We start from the raw sequence: 25,726 nt of genomic DNA, 5'->3' as shown, positions 1-25,726 counted from the left end.
ATGACGGCCAAGCCCCTGCTCCCCCTCGAGGTCACCGCCCAGGCCAGCAACGCGCTGGCCTGGCTGCGTACCAACGTGGCCGCCGCGGCGCAGCTGAGCGGCGATACCCGGCGCCTGGCGCGCGGCGATGTGTTCTTCGCCTACGTGCTGGGCAACGACCGCCTCGCCACCGACGGCCGGCCCTATATCGCGCAGGCGATCGCCGCCGGCGCCGGCGCCGTGGTCTATGAGGCCGACGGCTTCGACTGGCCCTTTGGCGACGCGGTGCCGCACCTGGCCGTGAGCCGCCTGCACCAGCTGGCCGGCCCGATCGCCGCCGGCTGGCACGGCAACCCGGCGCGCGGCCTGGCCGTGACCGGCATCACCGGCACCAACGGCAAGACCTCGTGCAGCCAGTGGCTGGCGCGCGTGCTGCAGGCCGCCGGCACGCCGTGCGCGGCGATCGGCACGCTCGGCACCGGCTTCCCGGACGCGCTGCAGGCCACCGGCTTCACCACCCCCGACGCGGTGCAGCTGCAGGCCAGCCTGGCCGCGCTGCACGATGCCGGCGCGCGCGCCGTGGCGATGGAAGTGTCGTCGCACGGCCTCGAGCAGGAGCGCGTGGCCGGCACGCATTTCTCGGTGGCGGTGCTGACCAACCTGACCCAGGACCATCTCGACTACCACGGCTCGATGGCCGAGTACGAGGCCGCCAAGGCGCGCCTGTTCCGCTGGGACGGCCTGCGCACCGCGGTGGTCAATCGCGACGACGCCATGGGCCAGCGCCTGCTGGCGGCCGACGCCGCCGCCGTGGCCGCGCCGCACGTGATCGAATACGGCATCGACGGCCCCGCCGCCGCCACGGTGCGCGGCCCGCGCGGCGCCTGGCTGCGCGCCACCAACGTGCGCGCCACCGCCACCGGCACCGCCTTCCATATCGACGGCAGCTTCGGCCACGCCGAGATGGCAACGCCGATGATCGGCGCCTTCAACGTCAGCAACCTGCTCGCGGTGCTGGGCGCGGCACTGGCCAACGGCGTGGCGTGGGACGCGGCGCTTGCCGCGCTGCGCGCGCTGGCGCCGGTGGAAGGACGCATGGAGCTGTTCGGCGCCGGCGCCGGCCACGACGCCGCGCAGGCGCCGCTGGCGGTGGTCGACTATGCCCACACCCCCGACGCGCTCGCGCAGACGCTGGCCGCGCTGCGCCCGGTGGCGCAGGCGCGCAACGGCCGCCTGTGGTGCGTGTTCGGCTGCGGCGGCGACCGCGACCCGACCAAGCGCCCGCTGATGGGCGCCGTGGCCGAGCGCCTGGCCGACGAAGTCGTGCTGACCAGCGACAACCCGCGCAGCGAAGACCCGCAGGAGATCCTCGACGCGATTGCCGACGGCATGGCCGAGCGCGCGCGCGGGCGCCAGATCGAAGACCGCGCCGCCGCCATCCTCTACGCCGTGCGCCACGCCGCGCCGGCCGACGTGGTGCTGGTGGCTGGCAAGGGCCACGAGGCTACCCAGGAGATCCAGGGCCGCAAGCGCCCGTTCTCGGATCGCGAACACGTACGGCTGGCACTGGCCACGCGCGGAGTATCGGCATGAGCCAGACCACCATGACCACCTTGCAACAGGCCGCCGGCTGGATCGCCGGCGCGCGCATTAGCGGCGACGGCGCCGTGCCGTTCGCGCGCGTGCATACCGACAGCCGCAGCGTCGAGCCCGGCGACCTGTTCGTGGCGCTGCAGGGCGAGCGCTTCGACGCGCACGACTTCATTGCCGACGTGGTCGCGCGCGGCGCCGCCGCGGTGCTGGTGAGCCGCGAGGTCGATGCCGGGGTGCCGGCCATCGTCGCGCCGGACACGCGCATTGCGCTGGGCCAGCTCGGTGCCGGCTGGCGCCGCCAGTTCACGCTGCCGGCGGTGGCGGTGACCGGCAGCAATGGCAAGACCACGGTCAAGGAAATGATCGCGGCGATCTTCGCCGCGGCCGTCGGCGAGGACCAGCGCCTGGCCACCGGCGGCAACCTGAACAACGATATCGGCCTGCCGCTGACGGTGCTGCGCCTGCGCGCCACCCACAAGCTGGCGGTGCTGGAACTGGGCATGAACCATCCGGGCGAGACCGTCTACCTGGCCGGCATCGCCCAGCCCACCGTGGCGGTGATCACCAACGCCCAGCGCGAGCACCAGGAATTCATGGTCAGCGTGGAAGCCGTGGCGCACGAGCACGCCGCCGCGATCGCGGCGCTGCCGGCCGACGGCGTGGCGGTGTTCCCGCTCGACGCGGAAAGCGGCGGCGCCTACGCGCCGGTGTGGCGCGCGGCTGCGGGTGCGCGCCGCGCGCTGTCGTTCGGCACCTCGCAGCAGGCCGACGTGCATGCCACCGTCGAACTGGTCGACGGCGTGCAGGTGATGCAGGTGCGCGCGCCGGGCCATGCCTTCGAGGTGCGGCTGGCGCTGCTGGGCGAGCACAACGTGCGCAACGCGCTGGCGGCGATCGGGTGCGCGCTCGCCGCGGGCGTGCATGTGCCGGCGATCCAGGCGGGCCTGGCGGAGTTCAAGCCCGTCAAGGGACGGCTGCAGGTCAAGTACACGCCGGCCGGCACGGTGGTGATCGACGACACCTACAACGCCAACCCCGACTCGATGCGCGCCGCCATCGACGTGCTGGCCGGCTTTGCCGCGCCGCGCGTGCTGGTGCTGGGCGACATGGGCGAGGTGGGCGACCAGGGGCCGGCGTTCCACGAAGAGATCGGGGCCTACGCCCAGGCGCGCGGCATCGATGCGCTGTGGGCCACCGGCGCGCTGGCGGTGCATGCGGTGCAGGCATTCGGCGCCAACGGCCGCCATTTCGGCAGCGCGGAAGACCTGGCCAGGGCCTTGGAGGAAGACAGCGGGGGCATGGTGGCGCAAGCGGGCGCCGTGCTGGTGAAGGGATCGCGCTTCATGCGCATGGAACGGATGGTCGCGGCGCTGGTCGCAGACACTTCCGCACACTAAATAAGACAACACGATGTTATTGGCTCTGGCCCAGTGGCTGCAAAACGACTACAGCTTCCTCCGGGTCGTCAACTACCTGACTTTCCGCGCGGTGATGGCCAACGTCACCGCGCTGGTGATCGGCCTGGCGTTCGGGCCGTGGGTGATCCGCAAGCTGACCGAGCTGAAGGTCGGCCAGGCGGTGCGCACCATCGGCCCGCAGACGCACCTGGTCAAGTCCGGCACGCCCACCATGGGCGGCGTGCTGGTGCTGGTGTCGATCGCGGTATCGACGCTGCTGTGGTGCGACTGGGGCAACCGCTTTATCTGGGTGGTGATGCTGGTCACCTTCGGCTATGGCGCGATCGGCTGGGTCGACGACTACCGCAAGGTGGTGTATCGCGACCCGCGCGGCATGTCGAGCCGCGAGAAGTTCTTCTGGCAGACGCTGATCGGCCTGGTGGCGGCGGTCTACCTGGCGTTCTCGGTGTCCGAGAGCAGCAACGTGCGGGTGTGGGAGCTGTTCCTGAACTGGGTCGAGGGCGGGCTGTCGCTGGACATGCCGTACAAGTCCAACCTGATCGTGCCCTTCTTCAAGGAGATCAGCTACCCGCTGGGCGTGGCCGGCTTCATCGTGCTGACCTACCTGGTGATCGTGGGCTCGAGCAACGCCGTCAACCTGACCGATGGCCTGGACGGCCTGGTGATCATGCCGGTGGTGCTGGTCGGCGGCGGCCTGGGCGTGTTCGCCTACGTGATGGGCAACGCGGTCTACAGCAAGTACCTGCTGTTCCCGCATATCCCGGGCGCGGGCGAGCTGCTGATCTTCTGCTCGGCGCTGGGCGGGGCGGGGCTGGCCTTCCTCTGGTTCAACGCACATCCGGCGCAGGTGTTCATGGGCGACGTGGGCGCGCTGGCGCTGGGCGGCGCGCTGGGCACGGTGGCGGTGATCGTGCGCCAGGAGATCGTGCTGTTCGTGATGGGCGGCATCTTCGTGGTGGAAACGCTGTCGGTGATGGCGCAGGTCACGTGGTTCAAGATCACCAAGCGCCGCTATGGCGAGGGCCGGCGGCTGTTCCGGATGGCGCCGCTGCATCACCATTTCGAGCTGGGCGGCTGGAAGGAAACCCAGGTCACGGTGCGCTTCTGGATCATCACCATGCTGCTGGTGCTGATCGGGTTGTCGACGCTGAAGCTGCGTTAACTGCGTTAAGAAAGACGCCGCGCTGAAGAGGCGCGGCTTGATCGATACAGGAAACCAAGGGCAGGAAATCGAAGTGTTTGGCGAGCTGCAAAAACCTCATGTGCTGGTACTGGGCCTCGGCGAGTCGGGGCTGGCCATGGCGCGCTGGTGTGGCCTGAACGGCTGCGCGGTGCGCGTGGCCGACACGCGCGAGGCGCCCGCCAACCTTGTGTTCCTGCAGGCCGAACTGACTTCGGCCGAATTTGTCGGCGGCCCCTTTGCCGAAAGCCTGCTCGACGGCATCGGCCTGGTCGCGATCAGCCCCGGCCTGTCGCCGCTCGAAGCCGCCACCGGCGCGCTGCTGGCCGCGGCGCAGGCGCGCGGCATCCCGGTGTGGGGCGAGATCGAGCTGTTCGCGCGCGCGCTGCGCCATCTCGAAGCCGAGTCCGGCTATGCGCCGAAGCTGCTGGCGATCACCGGCACCAACGGCAAGACCACCACCACCGCGCTGACCGGCCGCCTGGTCGAGCGCGCCGGCAAGAGCGTGGCGGTGGCGGGCAATATCAGCCCGTCGGCGCTGGACAAGCTGTCGGCCTGCATCGCCTCGGCGTCGCTGCCGGAGGTCTGGGTGCTGGAGCTGTCGAGCTTCCAGCTGGAAACCGCCCATACGCTGGCGCCGCATGCCGCCACGGTACTGAACGTGACGCAGGACCACCTCGACTGGCACGGCTCGATGGAAGCCTATGCCGCGTCCAAGGCGCGCATTTTCGGCCCGGCCGGCCACGCCTGCGTGCAGGTGCTGAACCGCAACGACCGCCTGACGCTGGACATGGCACGCCCGGGCTCGACCCCGGTGACCTTCGGCATCGACCTGCCCGAAGTGCCGGGCAGCTTCGGCATCCTGCGCGAGGGCGGCATGCCCTGGCTGGTGCTGGCCGAGCCCGATCCCGACGCGGAAGGGGAGGGCAAGCCCCGTCGCCGCAAGGCCGCGGCCGAGGCCGCGCCGGAAGCGGTGCCGGTGCGCCACAAGCGCCTGATGCCGGCCGATGCGCTCCATATCCGCGGCATGCACAACGCCACCAACGCGATGGCCGCGCTGGCGCTGTGCCGTGCCATCGACCTGCCGCTGAACGCGCTGCTGCACGGCCTGCGCGAATACCGCGGCGAGCCGCACCGCGTCGAGTGGGTCGCCACCATCGACGACGTCGAATATTTCGACGACAGCAAGGGCACCAACGTGGGCGCCACCGTGGCCGCGCTGTCGGGCCTGGACAAGCGCGTGGTGCTGATCGCCGGGGGCGAGGGCAAGGGGCAGGATTTCTCGCCGCTGGCCGCGCCGGTGGCGCAGTATGCGCGCGCGGTGGTGCTGATCGGCCGCGCCGCGGCCGAGCTGCGCGATGCGCTGCAGGGCAGCGGCGCCAGCCTGGTCGACGCCGCCACGCTGGAAGAGGCCGTGACGCAGGCGGCCGCGCTGGCCCAGGCCGGCGACGCCGTGCTGCTGTCGCCGGCGTGCGCCAGCCTCGACATGTTCCGTAACTACGTGCATCGCGCCGAGGTGTTCCGCGGCGCGGTGGAAGAACTGGCCCTGTCCCGGGGGATCCTGCCATGAGCCAGCTTGAGACCAACCCACAGGTCAAGCGCAGCGGTTTTATCGGCGCCACCATCGGCAATGCCTGGGGCGGCCTGCGCGACGCGGTGTCGGGCGTCAAGCCGACCCGCTCGCGCATGATGGAGTACGACCAGCCCATGCTGTGGGTTTCGATCGTGCTGCTCGCGCTCGGCCTGGTGATGGTCTACTCGGCCTCGATCGCGCTGCCGGACTCGCCGCGCTACGCCAACTACCGCGAAAGCCACTTCCTGCTGCGCCATGCGTTCGCGCTGGGGATCGGACTGTCGGTCGGGCTGGCCGCGTTCCAGGTGCCGGTCAAGGTGTGGGACCGCTACGCGCCCAAGCTCTTCATCTTTGCCCTGATCCTGCTGGTGATCGTGCTGGTGCCGTTCGTCGGCAAGGGCGTGAACGGCGCGCGGCGCTGGATTCCGCTGGGCGTGATGAACTTCCAGCCGTCCGAGCTGATGAAGCTGGCGGTGGTGCTGTATGCGGCCAACTACACCGTGCGCAAGCAGGAGTGGATGCAGACCGTGTCCAAGGGTTTCCTGCCGATGGGCGTGGCGGTGGTGGTGGTGGGCCTGCTGCTACTGCTCGAGCCCGACATGGGTGCGTTCCTGGTGATCGCCGCGGTAGCGATGGGCATCCTGTTCCTGGGCGGCATCAACGGCAAGCTCTTCGCCGGGCTGGTCGGGGTGGCGGTGGGCGCGTTCGCGCTGCTGATCACTGCGTCGCCGTGGCGGCGCGAACGGATCTTTGCCTACCTGAATCCGTGGGAAGAGAGCAACGCATTGGGCAAGGCCTACCAGCTGACGCACTCGCTGATCGCGTTCGGGCGCGGCGAGTGGACCGGCGTGGGGCTGGGCGGCAGCATCGAAAAGCTGCACTACCTGCCCGAGGCGCATACCGACTTCATCCTCGCCGTGATCGGCGAGGAATTCGGCTTTATCGGCGTGCTGGTGGTAATCGTGCTGTTCTACTGGCTGGTGCGGCGCGCCTTCAATATCGGCCGCACCGCGCTGCAGCTGGACCGCACCTTTGCCGGCCTGGTGGCCAAGGGCATCGGCGTCTGGATCGGCTGGCAGACCTTTATCAACATGGGCGTGAACCTGGGCCTGCTGCCGACCAAGGGGCTGACGCTGCCGCTGGTCAGCTATGGTGGCTCGGGCATCCTGATGAATTGCGTGGCGCTGGCGATCTTGCTGCGGATCGATTACGAGAATCGGGTGTTGATGCGTGGGGGCAAGGTATGACCCAGCCGCGCACCCTGCTCGTGATGGCCGGCGGCACCGGGGGACATGTGTTCCCCGGGCTGGCGGTTGCGCAGGCGCTGCGCGCGCAGGGCTGGAACGTGGTCTGGCTGGGCAACCGCACCGGCATGGAAGCCACGCTGGTGCCGAAGCACGACATCCCGATGGAATTCATCCAGTTCGGCGGGCTGCGCGGCAAGGGGCTGGTGACCAAGTTCCTGCTGCCGCTGAACCTGCTGCGTGCGTTCTGGCAGAGCATCGCCGCGCTGCGCCGGGTGCGTCCGAGCGTAGTGCTGGGCATGGGCGGCTATATCACCTTCCCGGCCGGCATGATGGCGTCGCTGCTGGGACGGCCGCTGGTGCTGCACGAGCAGAACTCGATCGCCGGGCTGGCCAACAAGGTGCTGGCCCGGGTGGCAGACCGCGTGCTGTGCGCGTTCCCGGACACGCTGCCCGGCGGCGAATGGACCGGCAACCCGGTGCGCGAGGAGCTGGCGCAACTGGACGCCCCCGAGGCGCGCTACGACCGGCGCGAGGGCCCGCTACGGATCCTGGTGGTGGGCGGCAGCCTGGGCGCGGCCGCGCTCAACGAGGTGGTGCCCAAGGCCGTTGCACTGTTGCCGCAGGACCAGCGCCCGGTGGTGACGCACCAGGCGGGCGCCAAGCAGATCGACACGCTGCGCGCCAACTACGCCGCGGCGCAGGTGCCGGCGCAGACGCTGCCGTTCATCGACGACATGGCGCGCGCCTATGCCGATGCCGACCTGGTGATCTGCCGCGCCGGCGCGATGACGGTGTCGGAAGTGGCCGCGGCGGGCGTGGCGGCGCTGTTCGTGCCGTTCCCGCATGCGGTGGACGACCACCAGACCACCAACGCACAGTTTTTATCGAGCCAGGGCGCGGCCCTGCTCGTGCAGCAGAAAGACCTGACGGCCGAGGGCCTGGCGCAGACCATCGCCAGCCTGACCCGGCCGCAGCTGAAAGACATGGCGCGCCTGGCGCGCGGACTGGCCCGGCCCGAGGCAACCCGGCGCGTCGCCGAGGTATGCAGCGAGCTGGCCAGGGACTGAAGTGAGCGAAGCAGCAATCCAATGAAGCATATCGTCAAGAACATCCACTTCGTGGGCATCGGCGGCGCCGGCATGAGCGGCATCGCCGAGGTCCTGCTGAACCTGGGATACAAGGTCTCGGGCTCGGACGTGGGCAACAATGCCGCCACGCGGCGCCTGGCGTCGCTGGGCGCCACCGTCATGCACGGCCACGACGCCGCCAATGTGAGCGGCGCCAACGCGGTGGTGGTGTCGACCGCGGTCAGCGGCGACAACCCCGAAGTGCTGGCCGCGCGCAGCCAGCGCATCCCGGTGGTGCCGCGCGCGGTGATGCTGGCCGAGTTGATGCGGCTCAAGCAGGGCGTGGCCATCGCCGGCACGCACGGCAAGACCACCACCACCAGCCTGGTGGCATCGGTGCTGGCAGAAGGCGGCCTCGATCCGACCTTCGTCATCGGCGGCCGGCTGAACTCGGCCGGCGCCAACGCGCGCCTGGGCACCGGCGATTTCATCGTGGCCGAGGCCGACGAATCGGATGCCTCGTTCCTGAACCTGTTCCCGGTGATCGAGGTCATCACCAATATCGATGCCGATCACATGGACACCTACGGGCACGACTTTGCCCGGCTCAAGCAGGCGTTCATTGAATTCACCCAGCGGCTGCCGTTCTACGGCATCGCGGTGCTGTGCGTGGATGATCCCAACGTGCGCGAGATCCTGCCGTTCGTGTCCAAGCCGGTGGTGCGCTACGGCTTTGCCGAAGACGCGCAGATCCGCGCCGTCGATGCGCGCGCGGTCGACGGCCAGATGCACTTCACCGTGCTGCGCCAGCTGAACCACCACGCCGAGCCGCCGCTGGAGATCGTGCTGAACCTGCCCGGCATGCACAACGTGCAGAACGCGCTGGCGGCGATCGCCATCGCGACCGAGCTGGAAGTGCCCGATGCCGCCATCGTCAAGGCGCTGCGTGAGTTCCACGGCGTCGGCCGCCGCTTCCAGCGCTACGGCGAAGTCGCCACGCCCGATGGCGCCGGCACCTTCACGCTGGTCGACGACTACGGCCACCACCCGGTGGAAATGGCCGCCACGCTGGCCGCGGCGCGCGGTGCCTTCCCCGGGCGCCGCCTGGTGCTGGCGTTCCAGCCGCACCGCTTTACCCGCACGCGCGATTGCTTTGAAGACTTCGTCAAGGTGCTGGGCACGGTCGATGCCCTGCTGCTGTCCGAGGTCTACGCCGCCGGCGAGACTCCGATCGTCGCCGCCGACGGCCGTGCGCTGACCCGCGCGCTGCGCGTGGCGGGCAAGGTCGAACCTGTTTTCGTGGAGCAGATGGAAGAGATGCCGCAGGCCATCCTGAATGCCGTACGGCCCGGCGATGTGGTCGTGACCATGGGCGCGGGCTCCATCGGCGGCGTGCCCGGCCAGCTGGTGTCGCACCAGCAACCGCTGCAGCAAGGGAGCCAGGCATGAGCTTCGTCGCCCATCCCAATATCGATCCGAAGTCGCTGGGCAAGGTCGGCGTGCTGCTGGGCGGCCGCTCGGCCGAACGCGAGATCTCGCTGATGTCCGGCAACGGCGTGCTGGCCGCGCTGCAGTCGCGCGGCGTCGACGCGCACGGCTTCGACCCCGGCCTGCAGGGCGTGGCCGAGCTGGCGGCGGCCGGTTTCGACCGGGTCTTTATCGCGCTGCACGGCCGCTACGGCGAGGACGGCACCATCCAGGGCCTGCTCGAGCAGCTGGGCGTGCCGTACACCGGCAGCGGCGTGCTGGCGTCGGCGCTGGCGATGGACAAGCAGGCCACCAAGCGCCTGTGGATGACGCACGGCCTGGCCACGCCGCGCTTTGCCATGCTGCATGCCGATACCGATTTTGACGCGGTGGCGGCCGACCTGGGCCTGCCGCTGATCGTCAAGCCGGCGCGCGAGGGCTCGTCGATCGGCCTGACCAAGGTCACCGCCGCCGACCAGATGCGCGCCGCCTTCGACAAGGCCGCGGCGCTGGACAACGACGTCATCGCCGAGACCTTTATCGACGGCGCCGAGCTGACCTGCCCGGTGGTGGGCGAGGGCGAGACCGCCGAAGCGCTGCCGGTGATCCGCATCGTCGCGCCCGAGGCCAACTACGACTATCAAAACAAGTACTTTACTGACGATACCCAGTACTTATGTCCGTCGGGCCTGGATGCCGAAGTCGAACGGCAGGTGCAGGCGCTGGCGGTGCAGGCCTACCGCGTGCTGGGCTGCCGCGGCTGGGCGCGCGCCGACGTGATGCTGCGCGCCGACGGCACGCCCTTCCTGCTCGAGATGAATACCTCGCCCGGCATGACCGGCCATTCGCTGGTGCCGATGGCGGCGCGCGCGGTCGGCATCAGCTATGAGGACTTCGTGCTGCAGGTGGTGGCCGCCGCCACGCTGGACCTGCATCCCAACGAGCATTGGAAACCCGAATAACTTCACCCGACAGGACCGCACCGGACCATGTGGCATAACGCACGCCTGCTCAACCTGATCGCCTCCACGCTGTATGCGGTGGTGGCGCTGATGGCGCTCGCGGCGGGCCTGCTGTGGCTGGCGCAGCGGCCGGTGTTTGCCATCACGCATGTGGAGATCGGCCCGATGGACGGCGGCGCGCTACGCCACGTGAACGCCCCCAGCGTGCGCGCCAGCGCACTGGGCAAGCTGACCGGCAATTTCTTCACGCTCGACCTGAACGCGGCGCGCCAGGCGTTCGAGTCGGTGCCGTGGGTGCGGCGTGCCAGCGTGCGGCGCGAATGGCCCAACGGCCTGGCGGTCGAGGTCGAGGAGCACGAGGCGCTGGGCACCTGGGGCGCGCCCGACAGCGGCCGGCTGATCAACACCTATGGCGAGATCTTTGTCGCCAACACCGCCGAGGCGGAAGAAGACGCGCAGCTGCTGGCGCTGGACGGGCCGCCGGACAGCGAAGCCGACGTGATCGAGAAGCTCGAGGTGATGCGCCAGTGGTTCAAGCCGCTCAAGGCCGAGCCGCTGGCGGTGGCGCTGTCCGGCCGCTACGCCTGGCGCGCGCGCCTGTCCAACGGCATGGAGGTCGAGCTGGGCCGCGAGCAGAACGACGAGGACCGCACCGCGATGGACCAGCGCGTGCGCCGCTTCGTCGCGGCCTGGCCGCAGGTCACGCAGCAATGGGGCAGCCAGATCGAATACGCCGACCTGCGCTATCCCAACGGCTTCGCCATCCGCGCCGCCAACGCGCGCTTCCTGACCGAGGCGCAGATCGCGGCGGCGGTGCGGGCGGAAAAGGCAGAACGAGCGGCCAAGGCGAAGGCGGCGAGCGCGGCGACGAGTGCTGCCAGGCCGGGGGCGGCCGCAACGGTTTCAGGTACATCCAACAACAATCCGACGCGACTGAAGAGCAAGAACGCGGAGAAAACCCGATGAGCAAGGAATACAAGGACCTGTTGGTCGGTCTCGATATCGGCACCTCGAAGGTGGCGGCCGTGGTGGCGGAACTGCGCCCCGACGGCAGCTACGAGGTGATCGGGATGGGCCAGTCTGAGTCCAAGGGTCTGAAGAAAGGGGTCGTGGTCAACATCGAGGCCACCGTGCAGTCGATCCAGAAGGCGCTGGAAGAGGCCGAGCTGATGGCCGACTGCAAGATTTCGGAGGTCTTCACCGGCATTGCCGGCAGCCATATCCGCAGCTTCAACTCCAGCGGCATGGTGGCGATCAAGGACAAGGAGGTCACGCAGACCGACGTCGCGCGCGTGATCGAGACCGCCAAGGCGGTCAATATCCCGACCGACCAGCAGATCCTGCACATCCTGACGCAGGAATTCATCATCGACGGCCAGGAAGACGTGCGCGAGCCCATCGGCATGAGCGGCATCCGCCTGGAAGTGAAGGTGCATATCGTCACCGGCGCGGTCAGCGCCGCGCAGAACATCGTCAAGTGCGTGCGCCGCTGCGGGCTCGAGGTGCACGACCTGATCCTGCAGCCGCTGGCGTCGAGCCTGGCGGTGCTGACCGAGGACGAGAAGGAACTGGGCGTGGTGCTGGTCGACATCGGCGGCGGCACCACCGACATCGCCATCTTCAGCGAAGGCGCGATCCGCCATACGGCCGTGATCCCCATCGCCGGCGACCAGATCACCAACGATATCGCGATGGCGCTGCGCACGCCGACGCCGGACGCCGAGGACATCAAGATCCAGTACGGCATCGCCAAGCAGGCGATCGCCGACCCGGACGACATGATCGAGGTGCCGGGCGTGGGCGACCGCGGCACGCGCACGCTCAGCCGCCAGGCGCTGGCCGCGGTGATCGAGCCGCGCATCGAAGAGCTGTACTCGCTGGTGCACCAGGTGGTGCGCGAGTCGGGCTATGAAGAACTGTTGTCGTCGGGCGTGGTCATCACCGGTGGCACCGCAATGATGCCGGGCATGGTCGAGCTGGGCGAGGACATCTTCCTCAAGCCCGTGCGCGTCGGCGTGCCCGAGTATCGCGGCAACCTGCACGAGGTGGTGAAGAGCCCGCGCTACGCGACGGTGATGGGCCTGCTGCTGGAAGGCCGCGTGCAACGCATGCGCGGGCGCAAGGTGGCGGTGCAGAGCGGGTCGGTCAAGCAGGTGTGGACCCGCATGAAGGAATGGTTCGTTGGCAATTTCTGATTCACGCAGAGATTGACGCGACAGGGATGCAACGGTGCGCGGGCAGGACGGTCTACCGGTCAGGCTTGCGTGCCAGGTAGCGGTTTTCAGGTTTTCTTTTTTTGGTTTCTTGTTCAGAAACCAGGGGTTGCGGCGGGGAGGCCGCATCGTCTGGGGACTGATTTTTCTCGGAGGCAGTGATGGACTTTGACATGATCGAAACGGAAGTGCAGGACGGCACCATCATCAAGGTGGTCGGCGTGGGCGGCGCGGGCGGCAACGCCGTGCAGCACATGATCAGCCGCGGCGTGCAAGGCGTCGAATTCATCTGCATGAACACCGACGCCCAGGCGCTCAAGCGTTCGACCGCTTCGCGCGTGCTGCAGCTCGGCAATACGGGCCTGGGCGCCGGCGCCAAGCCGGAAGTGGGCCGCAACTGCGCCGAATCGGCGCGCGATCAGATCGCCGACGCGCTGCGCGGCGCGCACATGGTCTTCATCACTGCCGGCATGGGCGGCGGCACCGGCACGGGCGCCGCGCCGATCGTCGCACAGGTGGCCAAGGAGATGGGCATCCTGACCGTGGGCGTGGTCAGCAAGCCGTTCGACTTCGAAGGCGCGCGCCGCGCCAAGGTGGCCGAGCACGGTTCCAGCGAGCTGGAATCGAGCGTCGACTCGCTGATCGTGGTGCTCAACGAGAAGCTGTTCGAAGTGATGGGCGACGACGCCGAGATGGACAAGTGCTTCCAGTGCGCCGACGACGTGCTGCACAACGCGGTGGCCGGCATTGCCGAGATCATCAACGTTGACGGCCTGGTCAACGTCGACTTCGAAGACGTCAAGACGGTGATGGGCGAGCAGGGCAAGGCCATGATGGGGACGGCCACTGTGTCGGGCGTCGACCGCGCCCGCCTGGCGGCCGAGCAGGCCGTGGCCAGCCCGCTGCTGGAAGGCGTGGACCTGTCCGGTGCGCGCGGCGTGCTGGTCAACATCACCGCCAGCCGTTCGCTGAAGCTGTCGGAAACCAAGGAGGTCATGAACACCATCCGCAGCTACGCCGCGGAAGATGCGACCGTGATCTTCGGTACGGTGTACGACGATTCGATGAGCGATGCGCTGCGCGTGACCGTGGTCGCGACCGGCCTGGGCCGCTCGGCCAAGAAGCAACAGCCGATGACGCTGCTGAAGACCGGCACCGACAACATGCCGGTGCAGATGATGGCCAACATGGCCGCCACCGCCGCGCAGCACAGCTCGCCGGACTACAGCAACCTGGATACGCCGGCAGTGTGGCGCAGCTCGCGTGAGTCGGCCTCGGCCCACGTGGCGGCGCTGCAGGAAAAGGGTGTGGATACGTACGATATCCCGGCCTTCCTGCGCAAGCAGGCAGACTGAAGCCTGCCTGGCGCGGCATCGGTGCCTCCACCGGCCGCCTGACGGAACGCGTCGCCTGGTCGCGATGCACGTGCGCTCCCCATCCGCGCGTGCCTTGCATGGCTGACGTGAACCGCCGGGCTGCCGGCGGCGCCGCGCCTGCGCCGGACTGGCTTCACCCGCATCCCGTTGCCGGGTTCGGGCGTGCCGCTGGCCGCCTCCCCGGACTGGTTTCCCGCCTTCCCGGTCGGGATGTATCGCCGTCCGCGCGGCGCACCCAAAAGGTGCGCCGCGCGGACGTCTTTGTAGCGTCTGCAGCGGTATCGGCGTTCGTCCCGATACTGGTCCGAATATTGGGCCGCGTATCCCCGCATCCGTCCTATCCTTCATAGACCCGTTCAGACATCCAAGGAAAACCACAAGGCCATGATCACAGTCGGTTCCCGCGTCCCCGACGCCACGCTGCAGGAATTCTTCGAGACCGAAAGCAACGGCTGCGCGCTCGGCCCCAATGCGTTCAAGGTGGCGGACCTGGTCCGCGGCCGCAAGATCGTGGTGTTCGGCCTGCCCGGCGCGTTCACCCCAACGTGTTCGGCCAAGCATGTGCCGGGCTTCGTGCAGCATGCCGAGGCTCTGCGCGACGCCGGCGTGGACGAGGTCTGGTGCGTCTCGGTCAACGATGCCTTCGTGATGGGCGCGTGGGGCCGCGAGCAGCAGGTGGCCGGCAAGGTCCGGATGATGGCCGACGGCAGCGCCGAGTGGATCCGCGCGCTGGGCCTGGACCAGGACCTGAGCGCGCGCGGCATGGGCGTGCGCGCCAAGCGCTTCGCCATGGTGATCGACGATGGCGTGGTGACCCGGCTCGAGGTCGAAGCCCCGGGTGAGTTCCGTGTCAGCAGCGCCGAGGCGGTGCTGGCGGCGTTGCGTGGCTGACACAGTCATCCGGCTAAACGTGGATAATACGTAACTTGTGACGGGCGTTGACGGACTTGTTAACAGCCGGAAACAAAAGCCGGCTGCAGCGCCCCGGATGTGGTGGTAAAATCCCTTAATCAAAAAGATAACACGATAGATTTTAATAATTGTTGAGGCTGTCATGCTCAAACAGCGCACGATCAAATCCCTGGTGAAGACCGTCGGCATCGGCCTGCACTCCGGCCGCAAGGTCACGCTGACGCTGCGTCCCGCGCCGGCCGGTACCGGCATCGTCTTCACCCGCGTCGACCTGCCCGAGGCCGTCGAGATTCCGGTGGCCGCGTCGGCCATCGGCGACACGCGCCTGGCGTCGGTGCTGCAGAAGGATGGCGCGCGCGTCTCCACCGTCGAGCACCTGATGTCCGCCTGCGCCGGCCTGGGCATCGACAACCTCTATGTCGACGTCGACGCCGAGGAAATCCCGATCATGGACGGCAGCGCGGCGTCCTTCGTGTTCCTGCTGCAGTCGGCCGGCATCGAAGAACAGAACGCGGCCAAGACCTTCATCCGCGTGAAGAAGCCGGTGGAAGTGCGCGAAGGCGACAAGCTGGCGCGGCTGGAGCCGTTCTTCGGCTTCAAGCTGTCGTTCACCATCGACTTCCGCCATCCGGCGGTCGACAAGACCGGCCAGACCTTCTCGATCGATTTCGCCGACACCAGCTATGTGCGCGAGATCGCCCGCGCCCGCACCTTCGGTTTTGCGCACGAGGTCGAGGCCCTGCGCGAAATGGGCCTGGCGCGCGGCGGCAGCCTGGACAACGCGATCGTGCTGGACGAACATCGCATGCTCAACAACGAGGAACTGCGCTACGGCGACGAGTTCGTGCGCCACAAGATCCTGGATGCGATCGGCGACCTGTACGTGGTCGGCCATCCGCTGATCGGCGCCTATGTGGCGAACAAGTCCGGCCACGGCCTGAACAACCAGCTGCTGCGCGCGCTGCTGGCGGACCAGGAAGCCTATGAACTGGTCACCTTCGACCGCGTCGAGGAAGCCCCGGCGGCGTTCCTGCCGCAGGCCCAGCCGGCCTTCGCCTGAGCGGCCTCGCATAAAAAAAGAGCCGACCTGCACAGGTCGGCTCTTTTGCTTTGGACGCGGCGCGGCCGCTCAGCGGTGGTGGGACAGCAGCGTATTGAGCGCGTCGCGCAGCGGCGAATCGGGCAGGCTGCGCGCGAGCTGGTCGAGATTGGCCAGCCCGGCCGGCGTCATGCGTCCGCTGGTGCGCGGGCGTGCTACCGGCTCCACCTCCCAGTCGGAATGGCGCTGCACCTCGGGCTGCACCCGCACGCGGATCGAGGTGACCGGCGAGCCGCGCTGCTGCAGCCGTCCGAGCAGCGTCGGCACGACCTGGCGCACCCGCGCCGCGGCCGCGCCGTGAGCCGCCAGCAACAGCAGCACCTGGCCATTTGGGTCGGACGGGTCGCGTTTGATGCCTGCTACGGCCAGGCCCGCGCGCATGCCGGCCGGCAGCAGCGCCAGCACCTCGGCCTCCAGCACCGACAGCTGCCGCGCGGTCTGCAGCAGCGTCGACACCGGGCCGGCCTTGTCCAGCCAGTCGTTGAGCGGCCTGGCGGCGGGGGTCTGCAGGGCGGGATGGGTGAAGCGGCGCATGGGTCCATTCTAGCAAGGGGCGGCGCGTGCACGCAGGCAGCGCGGGCCGTAAGCGAGAGCGGCCGGATTGAAGCCGGCGCGACCATCCCAAACTGCTTGCGGCAGGGCCCGCGCCAGCGGCCGGCAGCGCCGGGCGTGACCCCGGCACATGATAAACTCGGCGTTTTGCGCCAATCTATCCATTACCGCGCCCGGCCGCCGGGGCAGTCCGCCTTCCCTGGGGATGCCACCCGGTTCCGCGCAGGTGAAAGCAATCGATGATCACGGGCCTTCTCAAGAAAGTCTTCGGCAGCCGCAACGAGCGGCTGATCAAGCAATACCGCCGCACGGTGGCGCAGATCAATGCGCTGGAGCCGAAGTTCGAGCAGCTCTCCGACGACGAGCTGCGCGGCATGACCGAGGCCTTCCGGCAGCGCCACGCCGGTGGCGAATCGCTCGAGGCGCTGCTGCCCGAAGCCTTCGCCGTGTGCCGCGAGGCCAGCAAGCGCGTCATGAAGATGCGCCACTTCGACGTGCAGCTGATCGGCGGCATGGTGCTGAACGACAACAAGATCGCCGAAATGCGCACCGGCGAAGGCAAGACCCTGACCGCGACGCTGGCCGTGTACCTGAATGCCATCACCGGCAAGGGCGTGCACGTGGTCACCGTCAACGACTACCTGGCGCAGCGCGATGCCGAGTGGATGGGCCGGCTGTACAACTTCCTGGGCCTGTCGGTGGGCGTGAACCTGTCGCAGATGGCGCACGACCAGAAGCAGGCGGCGTACAACGCCGACATCACCTACGGCACCAACAACGAGTTCGGCTTCGACTACCTGCGCGACAACATGGTCTACGACCCGTCGCAACGCGTGCAGCGGCCGTTGCACTACGCCATCGTCGACGAGGTGGACTCGATCCTGATCGACGAGGCCCGCACCCCGCTGATCATCTCCGGCCAGGCCGAGAACCAGACCGACCTGTACCAGCGCATGAACGGCATCCCCAAGCTGCTCGAGCGCCAGATCGGCGAAGAAAAGGCCGACGGCACCGGGGTCGAGAAGCCGGGCGACTACTACGTCGACGAGAAGGGCCACCAGGTCTACCTGACCGAGTCCGGCCATGAAAAGGCCGAAGAGATCCTGTCGCAGCTGGGCCTGATCGGCGAAGGCGAATCCCTCTACGCGCCGCAGAACATCACGCTGATGCACCACCTGTACGCGGCCCTGCGCGCGCACAGCCTGTTCCACCGCGACCAGCACTACGTGGTGCAGAACGACGAAGTCGTGATCGTCGATGAGTTCACCGGCCGCCTGATGACCGGCCGCCGCTGGTCCGACGGCCTCCACCAGGCCGTCGAAGCCAAGGAAGGCGTTACGGTCCAGCAGGAAAACCAGACGCTGGCGACCGTCACGTTCCAGAACTACTTCCGCATGTACGAGAAGCTGGCCGGCATGACCGGCACGGCCGACACCGAAGCGTACGAGTTCCAGGAGATCTACGGCCTGGAAGTGGTGGTGATCCCGACCAACCGCCCGACCCAGCGCAAGGACCTGCAGGACCAGATCTACAAGACCGGCAAGGAGCGCTACGACGCCGTGGTGCGCGATATCCGCGACTGCTACGAGCGCGGCCAGCCGGTGCTGGTGGGCACCACCTCGATCGAGACCTCGGAATACCTGTCGGGCCTGCTCGACCGCGAAAAGCTGCCGCACCAGGTGCTCAACGCCAAGCAGCATGCGCGCGAAGCCGAGATCGTGGCGCAGGCCGGCCGCCCCAAGATGATCACCATCGCCACCAACATGGCGGGCCGCGGCACCGACATCGTGCTGGGCGGCAACGTCGAGAAGCAGGCCGGCTTCATCGAGGCCGACGCCAGCCTGGCCGATGCCGACAAGGCCGCGCGCATCCAGCAGCTCAAGGATGAATGGCAGTCGCTGCACGAGCAGGTCAAGGCCGCCGGCGGCCTGCATATCGTCGGCACCGAGCGCCACGAGTCGCGCCGCATCGACAACCAGCTGCGCGGCCGCGCCGGCCGCCAGGGCGACCCGGGTTCGTCGCGCTTCTACCTGTCGCTGGACGACCAGCTGCTGCGCATCTTCGCCGGCGACCGCGTGCGCGCCATCATGGAGCGCCTGAAGATGCCGGAGGGCGAGCCGATCGAGGCCGGCATCGTCACGCGCTCGATCGAATCGGCGCAGCGCAAGGTGGAAGGCCGCAACTTCGACATCCGCAAGCAGCTGCTGCAGTACGACGACGTCGCCAACGACCAGCGCAAGGAAATCTACAAGCTGCGCAATGACGTGCTCGAGGCCAATGATGTCGGCGAGATGGTCACCAACCTGCGCGAGAGCGTGCTGATCGAGCTGTTCCGCGACCATGTGCCGGCCGACACCATGGAGGAGCAGTGGAACATCGCCGGCCTGGAAACGCGCCTGCGCGAGGACTGGGGCCTGGAAGTGCCGCTGGCGCAGACCATCGAGGGCGCGCAGAGCATCGAGGACGAAGAGCTGCTCAACCTGATCCTGAAGGCGGCGACGGAGCGCTACGACAGCAAGGTGGCGATGGTTGGCCGCGAGTCGTTCGCCGGCTTCGAGCGCTCGGTCATGCTGCAGAGCATCGACACGCACTGGCGCGAGCACCTGGCCGCGCTGGACCACCTGCGCCAGGGCATCCACCTGCGCGGCTATGCGCAGAAGGACCCCAAGCAGGAGTACAAGCGCGAGTCGTTCGAGCTGTTTGCGCGCCTGCTCGACGTGATCAAGAACGAAGTCACGCGCGTGACCTTCAACGTGCAGATCCAGTCGCCGGAAGAACTGGAACAGGCGTCCGAGCAGATCGAGGAAGGCCTGTCGCACCTGGAGAACGTGCAGTACAAGCACGACGAGTTCGCCGAAGGCCGCGAGCCGGTCGAGGAAGCACCGTCGCCGCGCACCGGCACGGCCATGGCCGCCGCCGAGCTGGCGCTGGCGGGCATGCCCAAGGTTGGCCGCAACGATCCGTGCCCGTGCGGCTCGGGCAAGAAGTTCAAGCAGTGCCACGGCAAGCTCAGCTGAACTGAGCCAGGCCGGGCATCCGGTATGACGCCGCTCCCCGCAGCACGGGAGTGGCGCAAGAGGAATCGAACATGCCCGCCCTTCGCGGGCATGTTCGTCTGAGACAGCAAGTCGCAAGCAGCAACATCGAGGAGTCCTGCATGCCCGTCAATCTTCCGCTGCCCCAGGCAGAGAACCTGAAATCCGTCGCCGGCGTCGAGCTCGGCTGGGCCGAGGCGGGCATCCGCAAGGCCAACCGCAAGGACGTGCTGGTGGTGCGCGTGGCCGAAGGCAGCACCGTCGCCGGCGTCTTCACCAGCAACCGCTTCTGCGCCGCGCCGGTGCAGGTCTGCCGCGAGCATCTGGCGGCTGCGGGCAAGTCGGGCAAGGGCATCCGCGCGCTGGTGGTCAACACCGGCAATGCCAACGCCGGCACCGGCGAGCAGGGCCTGGCCAACGCCCGTGCCACCTGCGACGCACTGGCCGCGCAACTGGGCATCGATGCCGCGCAGGTGCTGCCGTTCTCGACCGGCGTGATCCTCGAGCAGCTGCCGATGGACCGCCTGCTGGCCGGCCTGCCCGCCGCCATCGCCAACGCCAGCGCCGACAACTGGCTGGCCGCGGCGGAAGCGATTATGACCACCGACACCCAGCCCAAGGTCGCGTCGCGCACGGTGCAGCTCGATGGCAAGACCGTGACGCTGTCGGGCATCAGCAAGGGCGCCGGCATGATCCGCCCCAACATGGCGACCATGCTCGGCTTCATCGCCATGGACGCCGCCGTGGCGCAGCCGGTGCTGCAGGGTCTGGTGACGCACGCCGCCGACCACTCGTTCAACAGCATCACCATCGACGGCGACACCTCGACCAACGACTCCTTCGTGCTGATCGCCTCGGGCAAGTCCGGTGCCGTGGTCGACCGCGCCGAAGGCCCGGCCTTCGAAGCGCTGCGCGAGGCGGTGACGAGCCTGGCGCAGGAACTGGCGCAGATGATCGTGCGCGACGGCGAAGGCGCGACCAAGCTGATCACCATCCGCGTCGAAGCCGGCAAGGACGTGGCGGAATGCCGCCAGATCGCCTACGCGGTCGCGCATTCGCCGCTGGTCAAGACCGCGTTCTACGCCTCCGACCCCAACCTGGGCCGCATCCTGGCCGCGGTGGGCTACGCCGGCGTCAATGATCTCGACGTCGGCCGCGTCAACCTGTGGCTGGACGATGTCTGGGTCGCCCGCGACGGCGGCCGCAATCCCGACTACCGCGAGGAAGACGGCCAGCGCGTGATGAAGCAGGCCGAGATCACCGTGCGCATCGCGCTCGGCCGCGGCAATGCCGAGGCGACCGTGTGGACCTGCGACCTGTCGCACGACTACGTGTCGATCAACGCCGACTACCGTTCCTGAGCCTGTCCGTCCTTCCCGCGCGCGCGGGAAGGACATCGATCCTCCCTGCCTGTCACCGCCCCGCCGCCATGTCTGACCTCGCCGCCCGCCTCGACAACTTCCTCGCCCGACTCGAACAATGGCTGCCGCCGCAACTGAGCGATGCCGACTGGCAGGAGGCGGTCGCGTTCCGCTGGCGCAAGCGCCAGAGCCTGTTCGGCAATATCGGCTACCTGCAGCCGGTGCGCCAGCTGCCGCCGATCCACCTGGACGACCTGAAGAACATCGAGCGCCAGAAGGACGCCATCGTCGGCAATACGCGCCAGTTCGTGAACCGCCTGCCGGCCAACAACGTGCTGCTGACCGGCGCGCGCGGCACCGGCAAGTCGTCGCTGATCAAGGCCTGCCTCAATGCCTTCGTCAAGGACGGGCTGCGGCTGGTCGAGGTCGACAAGGACGACCTGGGGGACCTCGGCGATATCGTCGAGCTGGTCTCGCAGCGGCCCGAGCGCTTCGTGATCTTCTGCGACGACCTGTCGTTCGAGGAGGGCGAGTCGGGCTACAAGTCGCTCAAGTCGGCGCTGGATGGCTCGGTCGCGGCGCAGTCGGACAACGTGTTGATCTACGCCACCTCCAACCGCCGGCACCTGCTGCCGGAGTACATGAAGGACAACGAAAGCTACCGCCACACCGACGACGGCGAGATCCACCCCGGCGAAGTGGTGGAAGAGAAGATCTCGCTGTCCGAGCGCTTCGGGCTGTGGCTGTCGTTCTACCCGCCCAAGCAGGACGAGTACCTGGCCATCGTCGGCCACTGGCTGCGGCACTTCGGCTGCACCGACGAGGACATCGCCGCCGCGCGCGGCGACGCGCTGGTGTGGGCGCTGGAGCGCGGCTCGCGTTCGGGCCGCGTGGCCTGGCAGTTCGCGCGCGACTGGGGCGGCAAGCACGGCAAGCCGTACATCGCCGATGTTGCCGGGGACGCCAAGGCATGAGCGCGGCGACGCAGAACCCCGCAGCCACCGGCGGCAACCCGCCGCGCAAGGTGACCGAGGTCGCGGTCGGCGTGCTGGTGCAGCCCGACGGCCGCTTCCTGCTGGCGCAGCGCCCGGCCGGCAAGCCCTACGAGGGCTACTGGGAATTCCCAGGCGGCAAGCTGGAGCCAGGCGAGTCGGTCGAGGCAGCGCTGGCGCGCGAGCTGCACGAAGAGCTGGGACTTGATGTCACGCAATGCGAGCGCTGGCACATCCTGGAACATGACTATCCGCACGCCTATGTGCGGCTGCATTTCTGCAAGGTCACGGCCTGGCAGGGCGAACCCGTCGGCCGCGAGGGCCAGGCGTTCTCGTGGCAGGGCACGCCGGTGTCGGTGGGGCCGCTGCTGCCGGCCACCATTCCCGTGGTGGCGTGGCTGGACGAGGAAGCGCGCAACGGCTGACCCTGCCGTCGGCATCGCTGACAAGCGGCCGCGGCGCCCGCTTGTGCGCCGCCCGGGCCAGCGGCCCGGATCCACAGGAAAGGAACCTGCATGCTACGTGTCGATCGTATTGCCGACGACGTTTCCCTGCCTGAACTGACCCTGCGCGGCATCATCCTCGGTGCGCTGATCACGGTCGTGTTCACCGCCTCCAATATCTACCTGGGACTGAAGGTCGGCCTGACCTTCTCGTCGGCGATCCCCGCGGCAGTGATCTCGATGGCCGTGCTGCGGCTTTTCCCCGGCGCCAACGTCCTCGAAAACAACATGGTGCAGACGCAGGCCTCGGCCGCGGGCACGCTGTCGTCGATCATCTTTATCCTGCCCGGGCTGGTGATGCTGGGCCACTGGCAGGGCTTCCCGTTCTGGCAGACGCTGGCGATCTGCGCGGCCGGCGGCATGCTGGGCGTGGTGTTCAGCATCCCGCTGCGCCATGCCATGGTGGTGCAGAGCGACCTGCCTTATCCCGAGGGCGTGGCGGCGGCGGAAATCCTGCGCGTGGGCAGCGCCGCGCCCGCCGAAGCCGCGCCGGGCCAGAAGCCGCAGGCAACCGGCCTGGCCGACCTGATGGCCGGGGGCCTGGTGGCGGGGCTGTTCAGCTTCGGCGCCGGCGGGCTGCGTGTGCTGGCCGAGGGCGCCAATTTCTGGCTGTCGGCGGGCGCCTCGGTGGTGCGGCTGTCGATGGGTTTCTCGCTGGCGCTGGTGGGCGCGGGCTACCTGGTCGGCATCGTTGGCGGGCTGGCCATGCTGCTCGGGCTGGTGCTGACCTGGGGCGTCGCGGTGCCGTGGCTGACCGCCGTTACGCCGCGCCCGGACGGCGCCACGCTGTCGGCCTTCGGCACCATGGTGTGGAGCCAGCAGGCACGCTTTATCGGCGCCGGCACCATCGGCATCGCCGCGATCTGGACGCTGCTGTCATTGGCCAGGCCGATGCTGTATGGAATCCGCGCCTCGTTCGGCGCGCTGCAGGCCGGCCCGGCGGGGCAGGGCAGCGTGCCGCGCACGCAGCAGGACATGCCGGCGAAGTGGATCGGGCTGGTGATGCTGGCGCTGCTGGCGGTGCTGGTGACGGTGTTCGCGTGGTTCCTCGCCCCCGCGCCGCTGGATGGCGGGGCGCGCTGGCGCCTGGTGATCTACGCGGTGGTGTTCGCGTTTATCTTCGGCTTCCTGGTGGCGGCGGCGTGCGGCTACATGGCCGGGCTGGTGGGCTCGTCGGCCAGCCCGATCTCGGGCATCGGCATCATCGCGGTGATCCTGGTGTCGCTGCTGATCCTGCTGGCGGGCCAGGCCGACGGCCTGCTGGCCACGCCCGAGGGCGGCCAGTTCGCGATCGCGCTGGCGATCTTCACCACCTCCGCGGTGGTGGCGGTGGCGTCCATCGCCAACGACAACCTGCAGGACCTGAAGACCGGCTGGCTGGTCGGCGCGACGCCGTGGCGCCAGCAGGTGGCGCTGCTGATCGGCTGCGTGGTCGGCGCCGCGGTGATCCCGCCGGTGCTCGAGCTGCTCTACAGCGCCTATGGCTTTGCCGGCGCGCTGCCGCGTGCGGGCATGGACCCGAACCAGGCGCTGGCCGCGCCGCAGGCAACGCTGATGACCGCGATCGCCACCGGTATCTTCACCCACCAGCTCAACTGGAACATGATCCTGATCGGCATCGGGCTGGGCGTGGTGCTGATCGCCATCGACGACATCCTGCGCCGCCGTGGCGGCGCGGCGCGGCTGCCGGTGCTGGCGGTCGGCATCGGCATCTACCTGCCGCCGACGATCAGTTCGGCGCTGGTGGTGGGGGCGGTGCTGTCGTGGCTGCTGCTGCGCGCCGAGCGCCGCCGCGCCACCGCGCGCGGCGACGACGTGCAGCTGGCGCTGGAGCATGCCGAGCGCCGCGGCACGCTGCTGGCGTCCGGCCTGATCGTCGGCGAAAGCCTGGTCGGCGTGATGCTGGCCGCGGTGATCGGCCTGTCAGGCAGCGATGCGCCGCTGGCCGTGGTCGGGGGCGGGTTTGAAGCGACCGCGCAGTGGCTGGGCCTGGCGGTGTTCGTGCTGGTGTGCGTGGGCTTCTACCGCCGCGTGCTGGCGGCGGCGCACTGAGGAAGGGGGCGCCGGTTGTGCGCCCTCAGTCGTCCTCGTCTTCAGACCGGTCGGGGGAAGTCTCGCCCGGCTTGCCGCCGATCACGTACTTCTCCGACGCCCAGGCGCCGAGATCGATCTGCTTGCAGCGCTCGGAACAGAACGGGCGGAATTTGTTGTCGGGCACCCAGGCCACCTCGGTGCCGCAGGTGGGGCATTTGACGACAGCAGGCATGGCGTTCAGCGCAGGCTTCAGAAATTGCAGAGTTTCAGCAGGAACGGGATATCGGCATCGACCGAGCGCGGGCGCAGGTCGCCGTCCTGCTGCGTGAAGCGCACCCACAGCATGTACTTGTTGGCGCTCATCTCGGGGATGAAGGCCAGCAGCGAATCGTCCAGGTAGACCTGCATCAGCTGGTAGCTGCGGCCCGACAGCATCTGCTGGTAGCTGCCGCCGGTGGCGATCACCTTGCCGCTCTGGCCCGCTTCGCGCAGCAGCCGCAGCACGATGGTGGTGCCCATGCGCAGCGACACCAGCGGACGCGCCCATTTCAGGATGTCGGCGCGGCGGTCTTCGGCGGGGCGATGCTGCCATGCATAGTACGCAGGCAGGTCGAACTCGCAGGTGCCGCCGGGGATGATGGCGCGGCTGCGGATGCTGGTCAGCCACTCGTTGTCGGTCAGCAACTGCCCGGCCTTGCCCACGGTCTGGTTGAGCAGGCTGATGCCCTGCTCGATCTCGCCGATGACCGAGTCGAGCGCATCCTGGTCGATCTGCGGATTGGCGCGCAGCGGCGCCAGGGCCTGGCGCTGGCGCTCCAGTTCCTTGATCAGGTCGGTCTTGAGGTCGGCGCGGCCGGCAACGTCGATGATCTCGAACAGCGTGGTCAGCGCGACATGGTGCTGCTGGGCATGATCCTGGCCGAGGAAGTATTCCAGCCGATCGAACAGGTCCTCCAGTCGCAGGAGAGTCCTGATGCGTTCGTTGAAAGGATATTCGTACAGAATCAAGTGCTGTGTCCGTGCAGGGCGTCGGGCGCTTCAGGGGCGGCCCGGTGCAGAATGAGGCCCGGGAAATACCGGAAAGGGCGATCCATGCGGGTGGGGATATCGGCACTATGCGACACTATGCGGCGATTTCCCGGCATGTTCCAGCGCATTCTATG

The 25,726-nt window shown here is 68.5% G+C and carries 21 protein-coding genes; 18 read left to right on the top strand and 3 right to left on the bottom strand.

Features of this window, described 5'->3' with window-relative positions; all coding sequences use genetic code 11:
* The 13 genes from A2G96_RS20205 to lpxC all read left to right on the top strand — a co-directional run bounded on the left by A2G96_RS20205 (nucleotide 1) and on the right by lpxC (nucleotide 16,047).
* Nucleotides 1-1,572, top strand: coding sequence for a UDP-N-acetylmuramoyl-L-alanyl-D-glutamate--2,6-diaminopimelate ligase (locus A2G96_RS20205; protein WP_062801818.1), 1,572 nt, complete (start codon nucleotides 1-3; stop codon nucleotides 1,570-1,572).
* Nucleotides 1,569-2,969, top strand: a complete 1,401-nt coding sequence (locus tag A2G96_RS20200; RefSeq protein WP_062801817.1) for a UDP-N-acetylmuramoyl-tripeptide--D-alanyl-D-alanine ligase — start codon at nucleotides 1,569-1,571, stop codon at nucleotides 2,967-2,969. The genes A2G96_RS20205 and A2G96_RS20200 overlap by 4 nt, the downstream gene beginning before the upstream one ends.
* A gap of 13 nt (nucleotides 2,970-2,982) precedes the next feature.
* Nucleotides 2,983-4,152: a phospho-N-acetylmuramoyl-pentapeptide-transferase gene (gene mraY / locus A2G96_RS20195; RefSeq protein WP_012353957.1), complete on the top strand. Its 1,170-nt coding sequence runs from the start codon at nucleotides 2,983-2,985 to the stop codon at nucleotides 4,150-4,152.
* Between the two features lie 73 nt (nucleotides 4,153-4,225).
* Nucleotides 4,226-5,740: a UDP-N-acetylmuramoyl-L-alanine--D-glutamate ligase gene (gene murD / locus A2G96_RS20190; RefSeq protein WP_062801816.1), complete on the top strand. Its 1,515-nt coding sequence runs from the start codon at nucleotides 4,226-4,228 to the stop codon at nucleotides 5,738-5,740.
* Entirely contained in the window at nucleotides 5,737-6,990 is a 1,254-nt protein-coding gene (gene ftsW / locus A2G96_RS20185; protein ID WP_062801815.1) for a putative lipid II flippase FtsW, read from the top strand. Before murD ends, ftsW begins: the two co-directional genes overlap by 4 nt.
* The gene (gene murG / locus A2G96_RS20180; protein WP_062801814.1) at nucleotides 6,987-8,057 is read left to right on the top strand and encodes an undecaprenyldiphospho-muramoylpentapeptide beta-N-acetylglucosaminyltransferase; all 1,071 of its coding nucleotides are present in this window, start codon (nucleotides 6,987-6,989) and stop codon (nucleotides 8,055-8,057) included. The genes ftsW and murG overlap by 4 nt, the downstream gene beginning before the upstream one ends.
* A gap of 21 nt (nucleotides 8,058-8,078) precedes the next feature.
* Nucleotides 8,079-9,506, top strand: coding sequence for a UDP-N-acetylmuramate--L-alanine ligase (murC, locus tag A2G96_RS20175; RefSeq protein WP_062801813.1), 1,428 nt, complete (start codon nucleotides 8,079-8,081; stop codon nucleotides 9,504-9,506).
* The gene (locus tag A2G96_RS20170; RefSeq protein ID WP_062801812.1) at nucleotides 9,503-10,486 is read left to right on the top strand and encodes a D-alanine--D-alanine ligase; all 984 of its coding nucleotides are present in this window, start codon (nucleotides 9,503-9,505) and stop codon (nucleotides 10,484-10,486) included. The genes murC and A2G96_RS20170 overlap by 4 nt, the downstream gene beginning before the upstream one ends.
* A 27-nt stretch (nucleotides 10,487-10,513) precedes the next feature.
* Nucleotides 10,514-11,452, top strand: a complete 939-nt coding sequence (locus A2G96_RS20165) for a cell division protein FtsQ/DivIB (protein ID WP_062801811.1) — start codon at nucleotides 10,514-10,516, stop codon at nucleotides 11,450-11,452.
* Nucleotides 11,449-12,681 carry a cell division protein FtsA gene (ftsA, locus tag A2G96_RS20160; RefSeq protein ID WP_010814765.1) on the top strand — a complete coding sequence of 411 codons (1,233 nt, stop codon included), beginning with the start codon at nucleotides 11,449-11,451 and terminating at the stop codon, nucleotides 12,679-12,681. Before A2G96_RS20165 ends, ftsA begins: the two co-directional genes overlap by 4 nt.
* 179 nt (nucleotides 12,682-12,860) lie before the next feature.
* Entirely contained in the window at nucleotides 12,861-14,054 is a 1,194-nt protein-coding gene (ftsZ, locus tag A2G96_RS20155) for a cell division protein FtsZ (protein WP_012353949.1), read from the top strand.
* Between the two features lie 405 nt (nucleotides 14,055-14,459).
* On the top strand, nucleotides 14,460-14,966 hold the full coding sequence (locus A2G96_RS20150; protein ID WP_062801810.1) for a peroxiredoxin: 507 nt from the start codon (nucleotides 14,460-14,462) through the stop codon (nucleotides 14,964-14,966).
* Between the two features lie 163 nt (nucleotides 14,967-15,129).
* On the top strand, nucleotides 15,130-16,047 hold the full coding sequence (gene lpxC, locus A2G96_RS20145; protein ID WP_062801809.1) for a UDP-3-O-acyl-N-acetylglucosamine deacetylase: 918 nt from the start codon (nucleotides 15,130-15,132) through the stop codon (nucleotides 16,045-16,047).
* A gap of 69 nt (nucleotides 16,048-16,116) precedes the next feature.
* Here lpxC and A2G96_RS20140 read toward each other — a convergent pair whose 3' ends face one another.
* Entirely contained in the window at nucleotides 16,117-16,620 is a 504-nt protein-coding gene (locus A2G96_RS20140) for a DciA family protein (protein WP_062801808.1), read from the bottom strand.
* 257 nt (nucleotides 16,621-16,877) lie between these two features.
* Here A2G96_RS20140 and secA point away from each other — a divergent pair, with 257 nt between their 5' ends.
* The 5 genes from secA (at nucleotide 16,878) to A2G96_RS20115 (ending at nucleotide 24,581) form a co-directional block, all read left to right on the top strand.
* Nucleotides 16,878-19,655 carry a preprotein translocase subunit SecA gene (gene secA / locus A2G96_RS20135; protein WP_062801807.1) on the top strand — a complete coding sequence of 926 codons (2,778 nt, stop codon included), beginning with the start codon at nucleotides 16,878-16,880 and terminating at the stop codon, nucleotides 19,653-19,655.
* Between the two features lie 140 nt (nucleotides 19,656-19,795).
* Entirely contained in the window at nucleotides 19,796-21,034 is a 1,239-nt protein-coding gene (argJ, locus tag A2G96_RS20130; protein ID WP_062801806.1) for a bifunctional glutamate N-acetyltransferase/amino-acid acetyltransferase ArgJ, read from the top strand.
* Nucleotides 21,035-21,102: 68 nt separating this feature from the next.
* Entirely contained in the window at nucleotides 21,103-22,008 is a 906-nt protein-coding gene (locus A2G96_RS20125) for an ATP-binding protein (protein WP_062801805.1), read from the top strand.
* Nucleotides 22,005-22,451, top strand: a complete 447-nt coding sequence (locus A2G96_RS20120; RefSeq protein ID WP_062801804.1) for an NUDIX domain-containing protein — start codon at nucleotides 22,005-22,007, stop codon at nucleotides 22,449-22,451. The genes A2G96_RS20125 and A2G96_RS20120 overlap by 4 nt, the downstream gene beginning before the upstream one ends.
* 90 nt (nucleotides 22,452-22,541) lie before the next feature.
* Nucleotides 22,542-24,581, top strand: a complete 2,040-nt coding sequence (locus A2G96_RS20115) for an OPT family oligopeptide transporter (protein ID WP_062801803.1) — start codon at nucleotides 22,542-22,544, stop codon at nucleotides 24,579-24,581.
* Between the two features lie 25 nt (nucleotides 24,582-24,606).
* Here A2G96_RS20115 and A2G96_RS20110 read toward each other — a convergent pair whose 3' ends face one another.
* Together A2G96_RS20110 and zapD are read right to left on the bottom strand one after the other, a co-directional pair.
* The gene (locus A2G96_RS20110; RefSeq protein ID WP_018006248.1) at nucleotides 24,607-24,795 is read right to left on the bottom strand and encodes a DNA gyrase inhibitor YacG; all 189 of its coding nucleotides are present in this window, start codon (nucleotides 24,793-24,795) and stop codon (nucleotides 24,607-24,609) included.
* 17 nt (nucleotides 24,796-24,812) lie between these two features.
* Nucleotides 24,813-25,571, bottom strand: coding sequence for a cell division protein ZapD (gene zapD / locus A2G96_RS20105; protein ID WP_062801802.1), 759 nt, complete (start codon nucleotides 25,569-25,571; stop codon nucleotides 24,813-24,815).
* Nucleotides 25,572-25,726 lie beyond the last annotated feature (155 nt).

Origin of the sequence: Cupriavidus nantongensis (assembly GCF_001598055.1) — a bacterium.
GTDB classification, from domain to species: domain Bacteria; phylum Pseudomonadota; class Gammaproteobacteria; order Burkholderiales; family Burkholderiaceae; genus Cupriavidus; species Cupriavidus nantongensis.
Note: the sequence above shows the minus strand (reverse complement) of the source record. Positions and strands in the feature narration are given on the sequence as shown.

Bases quoted from the DNA above. Each gene is read 5' to 3' on its own strand.
- A2G96_RS20140 (WP_062801808.1), bottom strand. From the start codon at position 16,620: ATGCGCCGCTTCACCCATCCCGCCCTGCAGACCCCCGCCGCCAGGCCG.
- lpxC (WP_062801809.1), top strand. From the start codon at position 15,130: ATGCTCAAACAGCGCACGATCAAATCCCTGGTGAAGACCGTCGGCATC.
- A2G96_RS20120 (WP_062801804.1), top strand. From the start codon at position 22,005: ATGAGCGCGGCGACGCAGAACCCCGCAGCCACCGGCGGCAACCCGCCG.
- ftsZ (WP_012353949.1), top strand. From the start codon at position 12,861: ATGGACTTTGACATGATCGAAACGGAAGTGCAGGACGGCACCATCATC.
- A2G96_RS20205 (WP_062801818.1), top strand. From the start codon at position 1: ATGACGGCCAAGCCCCTGCTCCCCCTCGAGGTCACCGCCCAGGCCAGC.
- A2G96_RS20165 (WP_062801811.1), top strand. From the start codon at position 10,514: ATGTGGCATAACGCACGCCTGCTCAACCTGATCGCCTCCACGCTGTAT.
- A2G96_RS20150 (WP_062801810.1), top strand. From the start codon at position 14,460: ATGATCACAGTCGGTTCCCGCGTCCCCGACGCCACGCTGCAGGAATTC.
- murC (WP_062801813.1), top strand. From the start codon at position 8,079: ATGAAGCATATCGTCAAGAACATCCACTTCGTGGGCATCGGCGGCGCC.
- murG (WP_062801814.1), top strand. From the start codon at position 6,987: ATGACCCAGCCGCGCACCCTGCTCGTGATGGCCGGCGGCACCGGGGGA.
- ftsW (WP_062801815.1), top strand. From the start codon at position 5,737: ATGAGCCAGCTTGAGACCAACCCACAGGTCAAGCGCAGCGGTTTTATC.
- mraY (WP_012353957.1), top strand. From the start codon at position 2,983: ATGTTATTGGCTCTGGCCCAGTGGCTGCAAAACGACTACAGCTTCCTC.
- ftsA (WP_010814765.1), top strand. From the start codon at position 11,449: ATGAGCAAGGAATACAAGGACCTGTTGGTCGGTCTCGATATCGGCACC.
- argJ (WP_062801806.1), top strand. From the start codon at position 19,796: ATGCCCGTCAATCTTCCGCTGCCCCAGGCAGAGAACCTGAAATCCGTC.
- A2G96_RS20200 (WP_062801817.1), top strand. From the start codon at position 1,569: ATGAGCCAGACCACCATGACCACCTTGCAACAGGCCGCCGGCTGGATC.
- A2G96_RS20170 (WP_062801812.1), top strand. From the start codon at position 9,503: ATGAGCTTCGTCGCCCATCCCAATATCGATCCGAAGTCGCTGGGCAAG.
- secA (WP_062801807.1), top strand. From the start codon at position 16,878: ATGATCACGGGCCTTCTCAAGAAAGTCTTCGGCAGCCGCAACGAGCGG.
- A2G96_RS20110 (WP_018006248.1), bottom strand. From the start codon at position 24,795: ATGCCTGCTGTCGTCAAATGCCCCACCTGCGGCACCGAGGTGGCCTGG.
- A2G96_RS20115 (WP_062801803.1), top strand. From the start codon at position 22,542: ATGCTACGTGTCGATCGTATTGCCGACGACGTTTCCCTGCCTGAACTG.
- A2G96_RS20125 (WP_062801805.1), top strand. From the start codon at position 21,103: ATGTCTGACCTCGCCGCCCGCCTCGACAACTTCCTCGCCCGACTCGAA.